At 60.2% G+C, this 17,644-nt stretch carries 16 protein-coding genes; 8 read left to right on the forward strand and 8 right to left on the reverse strand.

Annotation, left to right across the window (positions count from 1 at the left end):
* Window positions 1–125: 125 nt before the first annotated feature.
* Window positions 126–287 (reverse strand): GapA-binding peptide SR1P, encoded by a 162-nt coding sequence (locus RWM61_RS14775; RefSeq protein WP_314002120.1) that lies wholly within the window; start codon window positions 285–287, stop codon window positions 126–128.
* Window positions 288–563: 276 nt separating this feature from the next.
* On the opposite strand from RWM61_RS14775, the gene RWM61_RS14780 reads away from it, so the two are divergent.
* Window positions 564–878 carry a LysM domain-containing protein gene (locus RWM61_RS14780; protein ID WP_314002122.1) on the forward strand — a complete coding sequence of 105 codons (315 nt, stop codon included), beginning with the start codon at window positions 564–566 and terminating at the stop codon, window positions 876–878.
* A 2-nt stretch (window positions 879–880) separates the two neighbouring features.
* Here the strand turns inward: RWM61_RS14780 and RWM61_RS14785 are convergent, their stop codons facing one another.
* The 6 genes from RWM61_RS14785 to RWM61_RS14810 all read right to left on the reverse strand — a co-directional run bounded on the left by RWM61_RS14785 (window position 881) and on the right by RWM61_RS14810 (window position 10,815).
* Complete coding sequence (locus RWM61_RS14785) at window positions 881–1,306, reverse strand: PaaI family thioesterase (RefSeq protein WP_314002124.1); 426 nt, start codon at window positions 1,304–1,306, stop codon at window positions 881–883.
* 57 nt (window positions 1,307–1,363) lie between these two features.
* The gene (locus RWM61_RS14790; RefSeq protein ID WP_314002126.1) at window positions 1,364–3,064 is read right to left on the reverse strand and encodes a long-chain fatty acid--CoA ligase; all 1,701 of its coding nucleotides are present in this window, start codon (window positions 3,062–3,064) and stop codon (window positions 1,364–1,366) included.
* Window positions 3,065–3,104: 40 nt separating this feature from the next.
* Window positions 3,105–4,880: an acyl-CoA dehydrogenase family protein gene (locus RWM61_RS14795; protein ID WP_314002128.1), complete on the reverse strand. Its 1,776-nt coding sequence runs from the start codon at window positions 4,878–4,880 to the stop codon at window positions 3,105–3,107.
* A gap of 106 nt (window positions 4,881–4,986) precedes the next feature.
* Window positions 4,987–6,171 (reverse strand): acetyl-CoA C-acyltransferase, encoded by a 1,185-nt coding sequence (locus RWM61_RS14800; protein WP_314002130.1) that lies wholly within the window; start codon window positions 6,169–6,171, stop codon window positions 4,987–4,989.
* A 26-nt stretch (window positions 6,172–6,197) separates the two neighbouring features.
* A complete protein-coding gene (locus tag RWM61_RS14805; RefSeq protein WP_314002131.1) occupies window positions 6,198–8,615 on the reverse strand; it encodes a 3-hydroxyacyl-CoA dehydrogenase/enoyl-CoA hydratase family protein in 2,418 nt (805 codons plus the stop codon).
* Window positions 8,616–8,619: 4 nt separating this feature from the next.
* Window positions 8,620–10,815 carry a heterodisulfide reductase-related iron-sulfur binding cluster gene (locus RWM61_RS14810; RefSeq protein ID WP_314002133.1) on the reverse strand — a complete coding sequence of 732 codons (2,196 nt, stop codon included), beginning with the start codon at window positions 10,813–10,815 and terminating at the stop codon, window positions 8,620–8,622.
* Window positions 10,816–11,030: 215 nt separating this feature from the next.
* Here RWM61_RS14810 and RWM61_RS14815 point away from each other — a divergent pair, with 215 nt between their 5' ends.
* From RWM61_RS14815 to RWM61_RS14825, 3 genes are all read left to right on the forward strand, one after another.
* A complete protein-coding gene (locus RWM61_RS14815) occupies window positions 11,031–11,615 on the forward strand; it encodes a TetR/AcrR family transcriptional regulator (protein ID WP_314002135.1) in 585 nt (194 codons plus the stop codon).
* A 36-nt stretch (window positions 11,616–11,651) separates the two neighbouring features.
* Complete coding sequence (locus RWM61_RS14820; protein ID WP_314002137.1) at window positions 11,652–12,416, forward strand: electron transfer flavoprotein subunit beta/FixA family protein; 765 nt, start codon at window positions 11,652–11,654, stop codon at window positions 12,414–12,416.
* 109 nt (window positions 12,417–12,525) lie between these two features.
* Window positions 12,526–13,521, forward strand: a complete 996-nt coding sequence (locus RWM61_RS14825) for an electron transfer flavoprotein subunit alpha/FixB family protein (RefSeq protein ID WP_314002139.1) — start codon at window positions 12,526–12,528, stop codon at window positions 13,519–13,521.
* Window positions 13,522–14,219: 698 nt separating this feature from the next.
* On the opposite strand, the gene RWM61_RS14830 is transcribed toward RWM61_RS14825, so the two are convergent.
* Window positions 14,220–15,638: a hypothetical protein gene (locus RWM61_RS14830; RefSeq protein WP_314002141.1), complete on the reverse strand. Its 1,419-nt coding sequence runs from the start codon at window positions 15,636–15,638 to the stop codon at window positions 14,220–14,222.
* A 186-nt stretch (window positions 15,639–15,824) separates the two neighbouring features.
* Here RWM61_RS14830 and RWM61_RS14835 point away from each other — a divergent pair, with 186 nt between their 5' ends.
* From RWM61_RS14835 to RWM61_RS14845, 4 genes are all read left to right on the forward strand, one after another.
* Window positions 15,825–16,112, forward strand: coding sequence for a hypothetical protein (locus tag RWM61_RS14835; protein WP_314002143.1), 288 nt, complete (start codon window positions 15,825–15,827; stop codon window positions 16,110–16,112).
* 22 nt (window positions 16,113–16,134) lie between these two features.
* On the forward strand, window positions 16,135–16,272 hold the full coding sequence (locus RWM61_RS14840; RefSeq protein ID WP_314002145.1) for a hypothetical protein: 138 nt from the start codon (window positions 16,135–16,137) through the stop codon (window positions 16,270–16,272).
* Window positions 16,273–16,666: 394 nt separating this feature from the next.
* Complete coding sequence (locus RWM61_RS20330) at window positions 16,667–16,846, forward strand: transposase (RefSeq protein ID WP_399538726.1); 180 nt, start codon at window positions 16,667–16,669, stop codon at window positions 16,844–16,846.
* A 156-nt stretch (window positions 16,847–17,002) separates the two neighbouring features.
* Window positions 17,003–17,455, forward strand: a complete 453-nt coding sequence (locus RWM61_RS14845) for a hypothetical protein (protein WP_314002147.1) — start codon at window positions 17,003–17,005, stop codon at window positions 17,453–17,455.
* Window positions 17,456–17,644 lie beyond the last annotated feature (189 nt).

Raw genomic sequence — 17,644 nt, forward strand, 5'->3', positions numbered from 1 at the left:
ATCATCCCGCATCGGCTCATGAATTCGCGCTTCATCGCTGTCCATCACCTAAAATGAATGAAGCCTCCGACCGCTGCTTGCCCGCAGCGAACGTCGGAGACTTTTTGGACTCGACTAAAGGGACGTTACTTGCCGGTTGCACACGATGGAGCGCCGCAAAGCCCATGAATTTTTTTTACCCCGTTCGTCGGTATGGTCGCGATGACCGTTCCGCACGATTTGCACAGGACCATTCCGAGCTCCGGGCCGCGAACCGCCTCCAACGTCTTCGAATCGCTTGCCATCATCTCACAAACCTCCCTGGTTATTGGTCATTGGCATCCATCCGACAGAAAACGCTTACCGTTATTTATTACACATTAATTATATAATATGACGCAATAAATAACAATACCTATTTATTTATGCATCATAAAAAAGGCGGCGCCACTCGGCCGGCGTCCTCGAATTGCTCCGCTTTCTCATTCCGATCCACGCCAATTAGGCGGCTGCCTTAGGCAAACCGCCCGCCGGGCACATATATTGGTATCGGTTCAGAACTTCTCGATGGGAGGATGCTGCAGATGAGCTATACCGTCCAACCCGGCGAAACGCTATGGTCGATTGCCGCCCGGTACGGCACGACCGTCCAGGCGATCATGCAGGCCAACGGGCTGACGAATCCGAATGCGATTTACCCCGGTTTACGGCTGTACATTCCGATTTCGGGAGGCCAGCCTTATCCGCCCGGCCCGCCGTTCCCTCCGCCGCCGGGACCGCCCGGAGGCGGCAGCCTGGAGCGCAGGGTAGACCGGCTGGAGCGGCAGGTGGATCGGCTCAATAATGAGGTCGACCGGCTCGAGCGGCGGATCAACCGGCTGGAGCAAGGTCCGAGGTAACGTCAGCCGGTTTTGTTCTCGAGCACCCGGAACGCGGCGGTCGCGGCCGAGCATATTTCGCCGCTCTCGTCCGTCAGCGTGCCTTTGGCCATAATCGTCCTGCCGGAGACGAGGATGATCTCCGCGACGGCCGTTATCCTGCCGCTCCTGACCGGGGCAAGAAAATGCACATTCAGGCCGGAGGTCACCACCGTGTGCTCCGGCCTGACGGCCATGGCGGCCAAGCCCATCACGGAATCGAGCAGCGTCGAATAAACGCCGCCATGCACAATGCCGAGCATGTTGAGATGATGGGGCTTGACGTCAAGGCCGGCCGTCACCTTGCGGTCGTCCATGCTGACGAGCTCGCAGCCGGTGTAGCCCCAGAATGTTCCGGCCGCCTTGGCAAACAGGCTTTCATAGCCGTTCGCCGTATGTCTGTCCTTCATGCGCGGCGGATCTCCTCCTTTTCGGCCGCGCCGGGGCCTGCCCCCAGCGCGGCCGCCTTATTTCGCGGGCCGGCCCTGCGGCCCTTCCTCCTCGAGCAGCTTCCGGCGCAGCACCTTGCCGGCCATCGTCTTCGGCAGGCTGTCGCGGAATTCGTACATATGCGGCACCTTGTAGGCGGCCAGGCGCTCCCGGCACCATTTTTCGAGTTCACGGGCCTCCAGCGAAGCTCCTGCCTTGAGCACGACAAACGCTTTCACCGTCTCGCCGCGGTATTTGTCGGGAACGCCGAGCGCCGCCGCTTCCTCCACGTCCGGATGCTCGAAGAGCACCTCCTCGATCTCGCGGGGGAAAATATTGTAGCCGCCGGCGATGATCATATCCTTCATCCGGTCCATGATGTAAAAGAAGCCGTCCTCGTCCATCCGCGCCATGTCGCCCGTGCGGAGCCAGCCGTCCTGCAGCACCTTGGCGGTTTCCTCCGGCCTGTTCCAGTACCCTCTCATGACCTGGGGGCCGGATACGGCCAGCTCGCCGATCTCGCCGCGTGGAAGCTCCTCTCCCGTTCCGGGATCGACGATCCTGGCCGCCGTGTCGGGGAAAGGAATGCCGATCGAGCCGAGCTTCCTTGTCTCCCAAATGTTGTTGGCATGCGTGACGGGCGACGCCTCGGTCAGGCCGTAGCCTTCGATCAGGCGTCCGCCGGTCATCGACTCGAACCGCTCCTGCACCTCCAGCGGAAGAGGCGCCGCGCCGCTGATGCAAATGTTGATCGAGGACAGATCGTACTTCCGCACCTCCGGATGGTTGATCAGCGCGATATACATCGTCGGCGCGCCGGGAAACACGGTCGGATGCTGCTTGTCGATCGTCTTCAGCACTTGGCCCGCCTCGAACCGGGGAACCAGGATCAGGCAGCCGCCGAGCAGCACCGACTGGTTCATCAGCACCGTCATGCCGAACACGTGAAAAAACGGCAGCGCGGCGAGGTAGCGTTCCTTGCCGGGCACCTTTCGGTACGCCCACTTGCTTGCCTGGACCGTGTTGACGACCGCGTTGTAGTGCGTCAGAATGACGCCCTTCGATATGCCGGTCGTGCCGCCCGTATACTGCAGCATCGCCATTTCGCTCTCTGCGTCGACCTCGGCGCGAACAGGCGTGCCGGGCGAATCGTGCAGCAGCTTCAGGAAGGATTGCACATTCGCGCCGTAGCTGACATCCCGCTTCAGGCCGTCCTTCTTGACCTTCAGCGGGTACAGCAGATTTTTGGGAAAAGGCAAATAGTCCTTGATCGACGTGACGATCGTATGGCGCACGGGCGTCTTCGGCACGACCTCCTCCACCCGGCGGTACAGCAGGTCGAGCGTCACGATCGCCACCGCGCCGGAATCCTTGAGCTGGTGCTCAAGCTCGCGCGGCACGTAGAGCGGGTTCGTCATGACGACGACTGCCCCGGCCAGCAGCGTACCGTAATACGCGATGACCATGGGAGGGCAGTTCGGCAGCATGAGCGCCACCCGTTCGCCCCTGGCCACCCCAAGCCTTTGCAGCGCATTCGCGAACTTGTAAGCGCATCCGAGCAGCTCCGTGTAAGTCAGTTCCTTGCCCATAAAATGCACCGCCGGGTGCTTCGGAAACTTCGCCGCCGCCTGCACGAGAAATTCCGCCACATTGTGCTTCGGGTAATCATAAGACGGCGCCACTTCCTTCGGATAATGCGACAGCCACGGTTTGCGGTTTTGCGTTTGCGTTTGCGTCAAGACCCATCACCTCATTGGTTTGGACTCGAACCGACAGACACTAACAGACGAACCTTTCCGTCGACACCACAAGCGCGGCCACCTGCCGCTTCAACTCGATTGTATTGACCGGTGTGCGGCGGGTCAGCTTCTTCAGCACCGACAGCTGGGTGCGCAGCATGTCGCCGGCTTCGACCGCCGACAGCGTTTCCTTCGCCAGCGATTCGATCTTGTCGAACGCCTCCTGGACGAACACCCTCGTCATCGCAACGGCGGCTGCGCATTTCTGCTCCCCCGCGCTCTCCAGCCGCTTCTTCGTCCGCAGCAGCGCGCTCTCCATCGCATAGATCTGGATCATGATGTCGGCCAGATGGCTGAGCGCCTCCTGCTCCTGCTCCAGCCTGACTCCGAATTTCCGGACGGCACCGCCTCCCGCCATCAGGAATATTTTTTTGGCCATCGACAGCAGATGGGTTTCTTCCTCCAGCACGCCGTCGAACTGCCGGCCCGGCACAAGCTCCAGCAGCTCGGCCTGGAGCGCCTGGGCTTTTTGCAGCAGCGGCAGCTCGCCCTTCATGGCGCGCTTGATCAGCGTGCCGGGGATGAGCAGCCGGTTGATCTCGTTCGTTCCTTCAAACAGCCGGTTGATCCGGGAATCGCGGTAAATGCGCTCGATTTTGTACTCCTGAATATAGCCGTAACCGCCGTGAATCTGCACCCCCTCGTCCGCGACGAAGTCGAGCGCCTCGGAGCCGAACACCTTGTTGATCGACGCCTCCAGCGCATATTCCGCAATCGCTTTGGCGGACAGCGCCCCCGCTTCGGGGCTGTTGTGGTCGATGCCGGCAAGACCCGCGTCCATCAGGCCCGCAGTGCGGTATACCATGCTCTCCAGCACGTAGGTGCGGGTGTTCATCTCGGCCAGCTTTCGGCCGATCAGCGGGAACGAGGAGATCGGCCTGCCGAACTGCTGCCGCTCGTTGGCGTATTTGGCGCTGATCTCGATCGCTTCCTTCGCGGCGCCGAGGCAGCCGACCGCCAGCTTGAAGCGGCCGATGTTCAGGATGTTGAAGGCGATCAGGTGGCCTTTGCCGACCTCCCAAAGCAGGTTCTCCGCCGGCACCCTGACATCCTCCAGGATGAGCGGACGCGTCGAGGAGCCTTTGATGCCCATTTTTTTCTCTTCCGGACCGAAGCCGACGCCTTCCATCGTCCGCTCGACGATGAAGGTGCTGAACTCCTTGCCGTCCACCTTCGCATACACGATGAAAATGTCGGCGAAGCCGGCGTTCGTAATGAACTGCTTCGCTCCATTCAATATATATGCGCCGCCGTCCTCCGTTAGCCTGGCGGTCGCCTTCGCGCCGAGCGCGTCGGAGCCCGACGACGGCTCGGTCAGGCAGTAGGCGGCAATCTTCCGGCCGCTCGCCAGGTCGGGCAAATAGTTGCGCTTCTGCTCCGGCGTGCCGAAGTAGACGATCGGCAGCGTGCCGATGCCGACATGGGCCCCCACCGACAAGGCGAACGAGGACGCCTTCGACAGTCTCTCGCCGATCAGCGTGGAGCTGATCTTGTCGAGGCCGAGCCCGTCGAACGCTTCCGGCACGTCCGCGCCGAGCAGGCCGAGCTCTCCGGCCTTGCGCATCAGCTTGACGGTCAGGCCGTAATCGAGCTTCTCGATCTGCTCGTCGACCGGCAGTATTTCGCGTTCGACGAAGTCGCTCGTCGTCTCGGCGAACATGCGCTGCTCCTCCGTCAAGTCCTCCGGTGTCACGACCGACCCCGCGTCCGGGTCATCGATGACAAAGCTTCCGCCAATGATTTTATCCGCCGCCATGCTCCATCTCCCCTTCGTATGCGTTATTCAACGTGCCTGCCGGCGGCGGCGCACCGCCGCCGGCGTGCTGCTGCAGTCTACAGCCGATGAATCGCCGCGCGAACCGTCAGTCGGCGTACACTTCAAACACGCCGGCCGCGCCCATGCCGCCGCCGATGCACATCGAGACGACACCCAGCCCGCCGCCGCGGCGGCGCAGCTCGTAGATCAGGCTGGCGGACAGCTTCGTTCCGGTGCAGCCGAGCGGGTGGCCGAGGGCGATGCCGCCGCCGTTCACGTTCACGAGCGATTCGTCGAGGCTCAGCGCCCTGATGACATGCAGGCATTGGGAAGCGAACGCTTCGTTGATCTCGAACAGCTTGATGCCGTCCAGGCCGACCCCGGCGCGCGCCAGCGCCTTGGGGATCGCCTCCACCGGGCCGACGCCCATCATGTCCGGATCGACGCCGGCAAGCGCAAACGACCGGAAAGCAGCCAAGGGCTTCAGGCCGAGCTCCTCCGCCTTCTCCCGGCTCATGACGAGCGCGGCCGCCGCGCCGTCGCTCATCTGCGAGGCGTTGCCCGCGGTCACGGAGCCGCCGGCTTTGAACGCGGGCTTCAGCTTGGCCAGCGCTTCGACCGTCGTATCCGGGCGCACGCCCTCGTCCTGCTCGAGCCGGACGGGCTTCTCCCACGGCTTGCCGTTGTCGCCGAAGCCCTTCAGCATTGTAGCGACCGGCACAATTTCGTCGCGGAACGCCCCCGATTGCAGGGCGGCCGCGGCCTTGCGGTGGCTGTCCGCCGCGAAGCGGTCCTGGTCCTCGCGGGAGATGCCGAACCGGTCGGCGACGTTCTCGGCCGTATGGCCCATCCCGATATAAACGTCCGGCATCTCGTCCACGATGCCCGGATGCGGGGACGGCTTGAAGCCGGTCATCGGGACATGGCTCATGCTCTCGACGCCGCCGGCGATCACGACATCGGCGTTGCCCGTCATGACGCGTTCTGCGGCAAACGCGATCGACTGCAGGCCGGACGAGCAGAACCGGTTGATCGTCAGCGCCGGCACCGTGGACGGAAAGCCTGCGTACAGCGACATGATGCGGGCGAAGTTAAGCCCCTGCTCTCCTTCCGGCATCGCGCAGCCGATGATGATATCCTCGACGTCCGACTTGCTCACGCCCGGAGCCCGGTCGATCACCGCCTGCAGCACCGTGCGGCCCAAATCCTCCGCGCGCGTCTGCGCCAAACTGCCTTTCTTCGCGCGCCCGACCGGCGTGCGGGCCGCGGCTACGATGACAGCCTCTCTCATGTTCATTCACCTCGCTTGGGAATCGGTTAATTGCGAAGCGGCTTGCCTTTGGACAGCATGTATTGCATGCGCTGCTGCGTCTTCGGTTCGCCGCAAAGGCTGAGGAACGCCTCGCGCTCCAGATCGAGCATATACTGCTCGGTCACCATCGTGCCGGCCGGCAGGTCGCCGCCCGCCAGCACATGCGCCAGCTTGCCGGCGATCAGCAGATCGTGGTCGCTGATATAGCCGCCGTCCCGCATCGCGCGGGCGCCCAGCTTGAGCACCGCTTTGCCGTCCGCGCCGATGACGCGGATCTTCTCCGGCTGCGGCTGCTCATAACCAGCTTGCACGAGCCGCAGCGCGGACTGCTTCGCCTCGTAAATGCGATGGTCGGCATTCATCACGATACGGTCCGCCGGCCGCAGGTAACCGAGCCGTTTGGCGTCATGCGCGCTCGTCGACACCTTGGCCGTCCCGATATTCAGGAACACCCGGTTCATGTGCGGCTGCAGGTCGATCTCCGGGTCGGGATCGGCCTGCGTGAGCCGCAGCGCCATTTCCTTGCAGCCGCCGCCTGCCGGGATCAGTCCGACGCCGACCTCCACGAGGCCGTAATAGGTCTCGGCGTCGGCGACGACCCGGTCGGCCGGCATGCACACCTCGACGCCGCCGCCGAGCGTCATCCGGTGCGGCGCGGCCACGACCGGCTTGGCGGAATGCTTCAGCTTCATCATCGTGTTCTGAAACACCTGGATAATGGCGTCGACTTCGTCCCATTCTTCGTCCTGGGCCTCCATCAGCAGCAGCATGAGGTTGGCCCCGACGCAGAAGTTGCGGCCCTCGCCCGCGATAACCAGCGCCTCGTAATTCGCCTGGACCTCGTCGACGCTCTGCCGGATCATCGTCAGAATGTCGGCCCCGATCGCGTTGTTCGGCGAATGAAACTCCAGGCAGGCCACCCCGTCGCCGATATCGATCAGGCTCGCGCCGCTGTTCGAGCGGATCGCCTTGTTGCGCTCCTTCAGGCCGCGCAGCGAGATATGCTCCGGCGGCGGAACATCCTCCTTGTAGCGGCCTTGGTAAACGAACGAGACCGCTCCCATTCCCTCCGCCTCCGCCTTGCGGTAGAACGATTCGTTCCCGGCCGCCAGCCACTCCTTCACCCAGGCCGGCACCGCCTCGCCTTCGGCTTCCATCTGTTCCGCCGTGCGCCGAAGCCCGATCGCGTCCCACGTCTCGAACGGGCCGAGCTCCCAGCTGAAGCCCCACTTCATCGCGCGGTCGATGTCGACGATCGAATCCGCAATCTCGCCGAGCTTTTCCGCCGAATACAGCAGCGTCTTTTTCGTGATCGCCCATGCCAGCCCCGCATAACGGTCGGCCGCGCCCGCGCCGAGCAGCGCCTTAATCTTCTCCTTCGCGCCCTTCGCCGCTTTGGCGGCCTCGAGCGAAGGCGACGAAATCTTTCCGCTCTCGGCGTACGCCATCGCCGTCAGATCGAGCGATTGGATTTCGCTGCCGCCCTCGGAGCTCTTCACCTTCTTGTAAAAGCCCTGGCCGGCCTTCTCGCCGATCCACCCGCGGGCCGCCATATCCTTCAGCACCTGCGGCGTCTCGAAAACCAGCTTCTCCGCACCCTCTTCTACCTTGTCATATACGTTATTCGCCACATGCACGAAGGTGTCCAATCCAACCAGGTCCAGCGTCCGGAAGGTCGCGCTTTTCGGCCGGCCCATCGCCGGTCCGGTGACGGCGTCCACCTCCTCGACGGTGAAGCCGCCGCCCTCCATCGCCTGCAGCGTGACAAGCAGCCCGTACGTGCCGATCCGGTTCGCGATGAAATTCGGCGTGTCCTTCGCCACAACGACGCCTTTGCCGAGCGTGCGCTCGCAGAACGACTTCATCCCGTCGACGATCGCCGGATCGGTCGTCTCGCCGGGAATGATCTCGAGCAGCTTCATATAGCGCGGCGGATTGAAGAAATGGGTGCCGAGAAAATGGTTCCGGAATTCCGCGCCGCAGCCTTCCGCCATGGCGTTGATCGAAATGCCTGACGTATTGGAGCTGACGATCGTGCCCGGCTGCCAATGGGCCTCGATTTTGCGCAGCAGTTCCCGCTTGACCGCCAGGTTCTCCACGACGGCCTCGATAATCCAGTCGGCATCCTTGATCTTTGCCAGGTCGTCCTCGAGATTGCCCGGCGTAATCCGCCCCGCGAACGCCTCGTCATAGAGCGGCGCAGGCTTCGTCTGGCCCAGACGCGCGATTGCGGCGGCCGCCAGCCGGCTGCGCACGGCCGGATGATCGGTCGTCAACCCCTTCGCTTCCTCGTCCGGCGTAAGGGAAGCCGGCACGATGTCGAGCAGCAAGCAGGGAATGCCGGCGTTCGCCAGATGGGCCGCGATGCCCGCCCCCATGACGCCGGAGCCGATGACGGCCGCCTTTGAAATTTTCATGGCCATAGGTTCATGCCTCCCGTTCGGTAATCGGTTCACGCACAGCGGAAACAGCCGCAGCGGTGCCGCCGAGAACGGCGCGCGCCAATATTTCCGCGACATCGAGCGTCTTGACGCGCTCTTCGACTTCCTTCTGCTTCGTTCCGTCCTCCAGCATCGTCAGGCAATACGGGCAAGCGCTGCCGATCATCGTCGGCTTCGTTTCCAGCGCCTGCTCGGTGCGCGCCGTGTTGACGCGTTTGCCGGCCGTCTCCTCCATCCACATCATGCCGCCGCCCGCGCCGCAGCACATGCCGTTCTCGCGCGAGCGCTCCATTTCAACGAGCTCTACGCCGCGGATCGCCCGCAAAATGTCGCGGGGCGCCTCGTAAACGCCGTTATACCGCCCCAGGTAGCAGGAATCGTGGTACGTGATGCGTTCGTTCATTTCGTTAACCGGCTTCAGCTTGCCGCCGCGCACCAGCTCGGCAAGCAGCTGCGTATGATGAATGACTTCCACCCCCTCCAGCCCGAATTCGGGATATTCGTTTTTGAGCGTGTTGAACGTGTGCGGACAAGCGGTCACGATCTTCTTGACGCCGTATTTGTTGAACGTCCCGATGTTCTCGGCGCACAGCTGCTGGAACAGCATCTCGTTCCCCATCCGGCGCGGGGTGTCGCCGGAGTTCCGCTCCTCGTTGCCGAGAATCGCGAACGATACGCCCGCTTCGTTCAGCAGCCGCACCAGCGCGCGGGACACCTTGCGCGTCCGGTTGTCATACGAGCCCATCGAGCCGACGAAGAACAGCACCTCGAAGCCGGGGTTCTCCCTGACGGTCGGCACGGGAATGCCGTCGATGTCGCCGGTCCATTTGCCGCGGTCGCTGCGGCTGAGGCCCCACGGGTTGCCCTGCCGCTCGATGTTCTGCATCGCGCGCTGGCCTTCATGCGGTACGCTGCCTTCCATCAGGACGAGATAGCGGCGAAGGTCGACGATCTTGTCGACATGCTCGTTGCCGACCGGGCATTGGTCCTCGCAGTTGCGGCAGGTCGTGCAGGCCCAGATTTCATCCTCGGTCATGACGTCGCCGATCAGCTGCAGCTCCTGCGGGGCCTTCTTCGCCGCGGGCTGCCACGCCGCTTTCTGCCAGGCGAGCGTCGGCCCGATGTCCGTGATGCCGTTGTCCGGCCGCCAGTCCGGCGCGGCGGTTTCCGCAGCCGTTACGGCATGCGCGCCGCCGCCCGCCGGGAAGGCGAATGCCGGCTGCCACGGCGACCTGGACGTAACGGCGGCGCCCTTTTCCGTCAGATGATCTCTGAGCTTGACGATCAGATGCATCGGCGACAGCGCCTTGCCGGTGTTCGAGGCCGGGCATACGTTCGTGCAGCGGCCGCATTCGACGCAAGCGTAGAAATCGAGCATCTGCTTGCGCGTAAAATCCTCGATCCTGCCGGCGCCGAACGACTCGGCCTCCTCGTCCTCCAGGTCCAGCTTGCGGAGACGCCCGACCGGCTCCCTGCGGCGCAAAAAAATATTGACCGGCGCGGCAAGGATATGAAAATGCTTCGATTGCGGAATGTATACGAGAAAGGACAGCAGGATGATCAGATGCGCCCACCATGCGACGAAGAAAAGCGCCTTCGCCGCCCCGGCGGGCAGCCCGCCGAACACGGCCGCAATAAGGGAAGAGAACGGCGCATAGGCCGATGCCCCCTCCCCCAGCCACACCCGCACGAACCCGAGCGACAGGAGCACCGACAGCATCAGCCCCGATATGAAGAAAAGCACGATCGCCGGCTTCCAGCCTTTTTTCAGCCGCTTGAGCTTTTCCCCGTAACGCCGGTAAGCCGCGTAGCCCGTCGCGAGGAGTACCAGCATGACCGTAATCTCCTGCGTGAGCGCGAACGCCGGGTAGCCCGGAATCGGCAGATGCCGCCCGCCGGTGAACCCCATGTAGATCAGGTCGAGCGCGCCGAACTGGAGAATAATGAAACCGTAGAAAATGACGAGGTGCATGATGCCGCTCTTCCTGTCCTTCAGCAGCTTCGTGTGGCCGAACGCCTGGGCGACCAGCTCCCGCGTCCGCATTTTCCAGTCGAACGGCTTGTCTGCGGGCTGCCCGAGCATCATATACAGGCAGCGGTGATAAACGGCCCGGCAGAAAAGAGAAAGGGCGTATCCCACGACCGCCAAAAACAATAAGGCATGCAGCCATGACCAGAACATGAGCACCCATCCTTTCGCATATTAATGATGTGTAGCAATCAGTGGGGTGTAAGCCCTTACAATTCACGGTTTTCGGTTGACTCTCAACTTATTTAATTTCCGAATTTTGTGCGTGAGCGTTGACAACCGGCGGCGGATTTCATAAGATGGAGTTATCAAAAATGAATGACCATTCATTCATTTCTTGATATGAATTTTATCACCGGGGTGCGGTCATGACAAGCAAAAAAATCAACAAATACGATTTGATCCTCGATGCAGCCGTCAAAGTGTTTGCCGACACGGGCTATTACGGCTCACAGGTTTCCAGAATCGCGCGGGAAGCCGGCGTGGCCGACGGCACGATATACTTATATTTTAAAAACAAAGAGGATATTCTCATCTCCTTGTTCCGCGAGCGCCTCGGCGAGCTGGTCGGCAAGTTCAGGGAAAGCGTCGAGGAATCGGCGAATGCCGGCGAGGCGCTGCGCAAAATATGCGAGATCCACTACACCGAGCTCGAGCGCAATCCGGAGCTGGCCTACGTCACCCAGATCGAGCTGCGCCAAAGCTCGCTGGAGCTGCGCAAGGCGATCGGCCAGGCGGTCAAGCCGTACATCGTATTGATCGAATCGGTGCTCGTTCAAGGCATCGAGGAAGGCACGTTCCGCGGCGATCTGGACGTCAAGCTGAGCCGGCTGCTTATATTCGGGGCGATGGACGAGGTCGTCACCTCCTGGCTCATATCCGGGCGCAAATATTCGCTCGCCGCGCAGATCGAAGGCACCGTCGCGTTTTTCCTTAGGGCTCTCCGGCCTTAATGAAACGATATCCCGCAATCGGAAGGAGCATGGAGCATGAATGTGTATGTGGTGCTGAAGCAAACGTTCGATACCGAGGAGAAAATTGTGATCCGGGAGGGCGCCGTGTCCGAGGACGGCGTCAAATTCGTCATCAATCCTTACGATGAATACGCCGTGGAGGAAGCGATCCGGCTGAAGGAGCAGTCAGGCGGCCAGGTAACGGTCGTATCCGTCGGGCCCGATCGGGCCGCCGAGGCGCTGCGCACCGCCCTCGCCATGGGAGCGGACGAAGCGGTGCTCATCTCGGACGACCGGCTGGCGGACGAATATGCCGTCTCCGAAGCGCTGGCCGCTTTTTTCGCGGATAAGGACTACGATCTCATTCTCGGCGGCAACTTCTCCGTCGACAACGGCGCCGGACAGGTGGCCGTTCGTCTCGCCGAGCTGCTCGGCGTCCCTCATGTCTCCTCCATCGTCAAGCTGGAGGCGACTGGCGGCTCCGCCGTCGTCCGGCGCGATGCGGAGGGCGATCTCGAAACGCTGGACGTCGCGCTCCCGGCCGTGTTCACCGCCCAGCAAGGGCTGAACGAGCCGCGCTACCCGTCGCTACCGGGCATTATGAAGGCGAAGAAAAAGCCGTTTAAGCAGCTGACGGCGAACGACCTCGGGTTGAGCGCGGAGCGGCTCGAAGCCCGAACGGCCCGCACGTCGCTGTCCCTGCCGCCGGCCAGACAGGCCGGACAAATTTTGCAGGGCGAGCTGCCTCAGCAGGCCGCCAAGCTGGTCGAACTGCTGCGCACGCAGTCGAATGCGCTGTGAGCGGCCGCGCTCCGCCCAAGGCGATGTGAGCCCCGCTATTGCGGAAATTGGAAGCAGCTCACAATGATCGGTTAATGGAATCATTCATTGCCTACAAGGAGGAATCCTGATGAGCGGAACCTATCTCGTAATCGCGGAGCAGCGCGGGGGCAAGCTGCGCCAGGTTGCTTTGGAAGCGCTTCAGGCGGCTATGATCGCCTCGGACAACCGCGGCGCGCGGATCGCGGCCGTCCTGATCGGCCGCAATGCGGGGGCAATCGCCGAATCGCTGGCCGGCTATCCGGTGTCCGACATTCATGTCATTGAGGACGCGTCTTTGGAGCATTACAATCCGGAAGCTTATTTGCACGCGCTGGATGCGCTGTGCGGCACCGTCAAACCGGATGCCGTGTTCCTCGGCCATACGGCGCTCGGCCGCGATCTGGCTCCCGCGCTGGCCGCCAGGCTGAAGGCCGGCCAGCTGTCTGATGTGATCGCCGTGGAGCGCAGCGGCGACGAAACGGTGTTCACAAGGCCGCTCTATGCGGGCAAGGCGTTCGAGAAAAAAGTGTTCCGCGGCACGACGCCGTGGGTCGTAACCGTGCGGCCCAACAACATCCCCGCGGCCGCGGCTTCCGATACCGGTTCCGGTTCCGGACCGGCGAATATCGTAAAGCACGACTATGCGGCGCCTTCCTCCCTGCGCACGGTCGTCAAAGACGTGGTGCGCAAAACGTCCGGCAAGGTCGATCTGACGGAAGCGAAAATCGTCGTCTCCGGCGGCCGCGGCGTCAAAAGCCGAGACGGATTCAAGCCGCTTGAGGAACTGGCCGAGCTGCTCGGCGGCGCCGTCGGCGCGTCGAGGGGAGCCTGCGACGCCGGCTACTGCGACTACGCGCTGCAGATCGGACAGACCGGCAAGGTCGTGACGCCGGAAATCTATATCGCCTGCGGCATCAGCGGCGCGATTCAGCATTTGGCCGGCATGAGCCAGTCGCGCATCATCATCGCCGTCAACAAAGACCCGGAGGCGCCGATCTTCAAAATAGCCGATTACGGCATCGTGGGCGATTTGTTCGAGGTCGTCCCGCTGCTGACCAAGGAGTTCCGCAAAGCGTTGGCGTGAAGGCCTGCGCCGCGGCGTTACAGCGAAAAGGGCAGTCACCGCGCAGACGATCTGCGGCGTGACTGCCCTTTTCGCTTGATAGCCGAACCTTTGCGTCCAGGCAAACCCGGCTTTCGCCTCCGTACAGTCGGACAACAGCCTGGGCACGGCAACCTCCTGTTTCATGACTGATTCGTTACCGTTTCCGCTTCCGCTCCGTTTCCCATACGTTTGACGGAAACATTCCGAGTGGGAATTTCTGCTTGGAACTGGTATTTTCGTGTACGGGATACTGCCTCCGAACTCCTTATAAGCATTATCCCCTTGTATCAGGAACATAGCAGCTTGCGAACGCCTCTAAGCATTATCCCTTTCTCTCAGGAGTCGTGTCTCCTCATCATTTTCCTCAATATCCTCTTCACTCAGGATTGCGAAATCGTTTATCCCGTTGGCACGCAGCAAAGTTCGACTGACGATTTTGTGAGGGTTTATGCAACTTCAGACGTCGTAAATGACAAGGATATCGCTTATAAGGAAATTTCAATGACTCGGCGGCCTGTTTGAAAGGGATAATGCTCATAAGGAAATTCGTGAACCTATTCATCCTGTCTAAAGGGGATAATGCTCATAAGGGGAATTTTCGACATACTCCGAGGCACCACACATGCTACTTCTGCCGGCACCCCGCATCGATCCCGCTCATCACATACCGAAACCGGTCAGATCATAAACATCGCCACAATGGTCGTCACTGCCAGGCCGATCAGCACCGGCTTCAGATTGCGGCGTGCCAGCTCGAACGGACTGACGCCGCAAATTGCCGCCGCGGGGATCAAAGCCCAGGGAACGAGCGTGCCGCCGCCGACCCATATGGCCGATACCTGACCGAGCGCGGTAAGCGTGGCTCCGCCGGAACCGATCGCGGTCGCAAACAGCTGGCCAATAGAGCCGGCGAGCGCGATACCGGAGAAGCCCGATCCGTCAAGTCCGGTGATTGCACCGATGACGGTCAGCGTAACCGCGCCGATCGCCGCGTTGAGCGGTACGTTGTCGGCCAGCGCTACACCGATATCGTTCACGATCCCGTGAGAGCCTTCCGGAAGCTGGCTGCCGAACAGCTCCGTGAAAGCGGCGTCGCCGAGATAGAAGAAAGCCGCAATCGGAATGACCGGCCCGAACACCTTGAACCCGAACAGAAAGCCCTCCGTCAAATACTCCGTCGTCCGCTCAAACGCCTTGCCGCCATGCGCGAACAACGACACCCCGACCATGATCAACAGCGCCGTGCCGCCGATCAGAGCGGTGGCGTCGCCGCCCTGCAGATCCAGCAGAAACATCGCCGCCACATCCGCCGCCAGAAGCGCCGGAATGACGATCGCCAGCCACTTTTTCGCGCCTGCGGACAGCTTGATCCGGGGATCCGGCCGTTGATTTGCAGAAAGCGCAGCTGTTCCATGATTGGCGTCGTGAGCTACCAACCCGTCCCGCCAAGTATGGTTACGCATATCCCTGCGCATCGTCCAGAAAGCGGCCACCGTCGTCACCAGCCCCATGACCAGTACAAGCGGGATGCTCGCTTCCATCACCTGTTCGATCGGAATGCCTGCGGCATCGGACGTCAGCTTCGGAGCGCCCTGTATGATATAGTCGCCGGACAGCGCAATGCCGTGCCCGAACAGGTTCATGGCGACGGCCGCCCCGAGCGCCGGCAATCCGACACGCGCGGCAGCCGGCACGAGAACCGCCCCGATCAGGGCGACCGCCGGAGACGGCCAGAAAAACCACGAGGTGACCATCATAATCAAGCCGATCCCCCAGAACGCGAGCGCCGGCGTCCGCAGAAAGCGGGTCAACGGAGCGACCATCATCTCATTCACCCCGGTATGGATGAGCACGCGGCTCATGGACACGATGACCGATATGATGAAAATCGTGCCCAGCAGCTCTTTCGTCGCATAAATAAAGCTGTTGAACACGCCGGAGACCGAACCGCTCAACGTTTCGGTGGCGAGCAAGCCGAGGCCGAAAATACCCGCGACGCACACCATCGTCGTATCGCGCCGTTTGACCATGAAGCCCAGAATCAGCACAATGAACGCCAAATAGACCCAATGCAGAGGAACCAATTGGATTTGCACCCGCAAACACCCTCTCCGAAATACATTGCTAACGCTGCATTGTATGCATCCGAAACGATAGGCGTTCGTCCCGCATAGTCCCTGTCGATAAATATGCGTCAACCGGACGCACTTTGCGACAAACATTTCAACGATTCTCTGATACTATGGATTTCGTTGTCTCACCAAAGAATAGGAGCGATGCAAATGGAACTGATTATGAACCAGAAGTTTGAGAACGAGACGATTGTATTCGACGGCTACAATTTTATCGGCTGCACGTTTAAAAACTGCAGGATTTTCATTACGTCGGCCGATTTTGAATTCGACCGTTGCTCCTTCTATGAAACGACCTTTTATGCCGATCCGAGCCTCCCGATCTTTCAAATCTCCCACCGGCTCTCGCAATCCAATTGCGATGATATAGCCTGCTTCTGGGACGATGTGTACAAGAAAGGGCTTGTCCGGCCGACGGCAATTACTGCGGCGAAATAACGCACGAGTTCGCGAACCCAGTTTGCTCATGCAAGGCATTCCGCTTCCGGAAGTACCCGCCGGCAAGCCTGAAAGCGACCCGAACGACATTCCGCTCGGCGTGAAAAAGACGGATAACGAGATCGCCAACTACTATGCTCCGGGCCTGCCGGAAAGTTAACGCTAACGCCGGATAACAACGCAGCGCGAAAAGCGCAAAAAATCCCTATTCCTTTGCCGATTGGCGACAGGATTGGGGATTTTTATTTGCAAGCTCCCTCAGCGGTAACGCCGGATGAATTGGACGGCATATAACTCCAACCATGGGTGCAGTGCTTTGTTAGATTTTGTTATCATGCTTTACCGTGATGACTATATTGCCCTTTTTGTGCCCTTTTTCTACAGTTTTACGTCTTTGCCTATGGCTTCAATCTCTCCGGCTAACTCCACACCAAGAATAGGTTTCCTGGGTTTTCTAAGACCTAAGAGCCTGTCCGACGAAACGGACAGAACTTGAAATAATTATATAAACCAATCATTTAATAGAAGGAAAATGCCTCTTTTCATGGGGCGAAATGAAAGAAGTGCAAGGCTTTCGCCAGTTCCATTTGCGCGGTGAGAGTAAGGTCGCCGGCGAATTTACTCTATTGACGATCAGTTACAATCTACGTAAGTTGCATTCCGTTAAATATCCCAAAAAGGCTACACAGTACAAACGGGAGAAGTCTGCCCAAAAACGAAAAAACGCAGCATGAAGGGATAAAAGCAAAGGGAAGTCATACGCCGAAAACCATGCATCAAGTGAAAACCAAGCCGATAATTAACATAAAAATCCAAATAATCGAGGGTCGTCACCGGGTAAGAGGACAAATTATTTTATCCGTCGGACAGACTCCTAGGGGAAGTACTGAGTGTACCCTTATGAGGGGCCGGTCAGCGAAATCGAAAACGTCAAGTTGCTGCTGTCCTGGAAGGACGAATACACGGCCTCAAGCAAACCGCAGGTTTGTCTCCTGTGCACGGATTTATCGCTGGATCTCGTTACGATTCAGAGGTTCTATCACGTACGCTGGAACATGGAGACGGGGTATCGGTACTTCAAGGAACTGCTGGGCTTTGACCAATACCAGTTGCTTTCGTTTACCGGCATTCAACGTTTTTGGGCGGTCCAGTTCCTGACGCAAAACTTTCTGGAGTCTCAGCGACAGGAGTGGATAGAGCAGCAGTCTGAATTGACGCTTGGTGATGTGGTACGCCGCATCCGGGAAGAGTGCTTTGGGCAGATCATCGTCTATGTGTATCAGCAGGCCCTGGAGAAAAAACCTCTTTTCGACATTCTCAAGCAACTCAAGCTGTCTGCCTGAAACTTGGGTTGGCCGATTGCGCTACACGTCTGCCCATTTGGGCGATTTTCAGGTGAAATTCGCAAGACTCAAGCCAATTATTAAACGAGCATCTTGCAGCAGCTAAAAACCAAAATAAAAAGGCTCCTATCTTTACCTGAAATATTCATAGCCGTGTAATTCGAGTGGATGAACTGGATAAATAAAGAA

The organism is uncultured Paenibacillus sp. (assembly GCF_963515335.1).
Lineage (GTDB): Bacteria > Bacillota > Bacilli > Paenibacillales > Paenibacillaceae > Paenibacillus_I.

Coding starts and splice junctions, on each gene's coding strand:
- RWM61_RS14775 (WP_314002120.1), bottom strand. CDS start 287: ATGATGGCAAGCGATTCGAAGACGTTGGAGGCGGTTCGCGGCCCGGAG.
- RWM61_RS14780 (WP_314002122.1), top strand. CDS start 564: ATGAGCTATACCGTCCAACCCGGCGAAACGCTATGGTCGATTGCCGCC.
- RWM61_RS14785 (WP_314002124.1), bottom strand. CDS start 1,306: ATGAAGGACAGACATACGGCGAACGGCTATGAAAGCCTGTTTGCCAAG.
- RWM61_RS14795 (WP_314002128.1), bottom strand. CDS start 4,880: ATGGCGGCGGATAAAATCATTGGCGGAAGCTTTGTCATCGATGACCCG.
- RWM61_RS14800 (WP_314002130.1), bottom strand. CDS start 6,171: ATGAGAGAGGCTGTCATCGTAGCCGCGGCCCGCACGCCGGTCGGGCGC.
- RWM61_RS14805 (WP_314002131.1), bottom strand. CDS start 8,615: ATGGCCATGAAAATTTCAAAGGCGGCCGTCATCGGCTCCGGCGTCATG.
- RWM61_RS14810 (WP_314002133.1), bottom strand. CDS start 10,815: ATGTTCTGGTCATGGCTGCATGCCTTATTGTTTTTGGCGGTCGTGGGA.
- RWM61_RS14815 (WP_314002135.1), top strand. CDS start 11,031: ATGACAAGCAAAAAAATCAACAAATACGATTTGATCCTCGATGCAGCC.
- RWM61_RS14820 (WP_314002137.1), top strand. CDS start 11,652: ATGAATGTGTATGTGGTGCTGAAGCAAACGTTCGATACCGAGGAGAAA.
- RWM61_RS14825 (WP_314002139.1), top strand. CDS start 12,526: ATGAGCGGAACCTATCTCGTAATCGCGGAGCAGCGCGGGGGCAAGCTG.
- RWM61_RS14835 (WP_314002143.1), top strand. CDS start 15,825: ATGGAACTGATTATGAACCAGAAGTTTGAGAACGAGACGATTGTATTC.
- RWM61_RS20330 (WP_399538726.1), top strand. CDS start 16,667: ATGAAAGAAGTGCAAGGCTTTCGCCAGTTCCATTTGCGCGGTGAGAGT.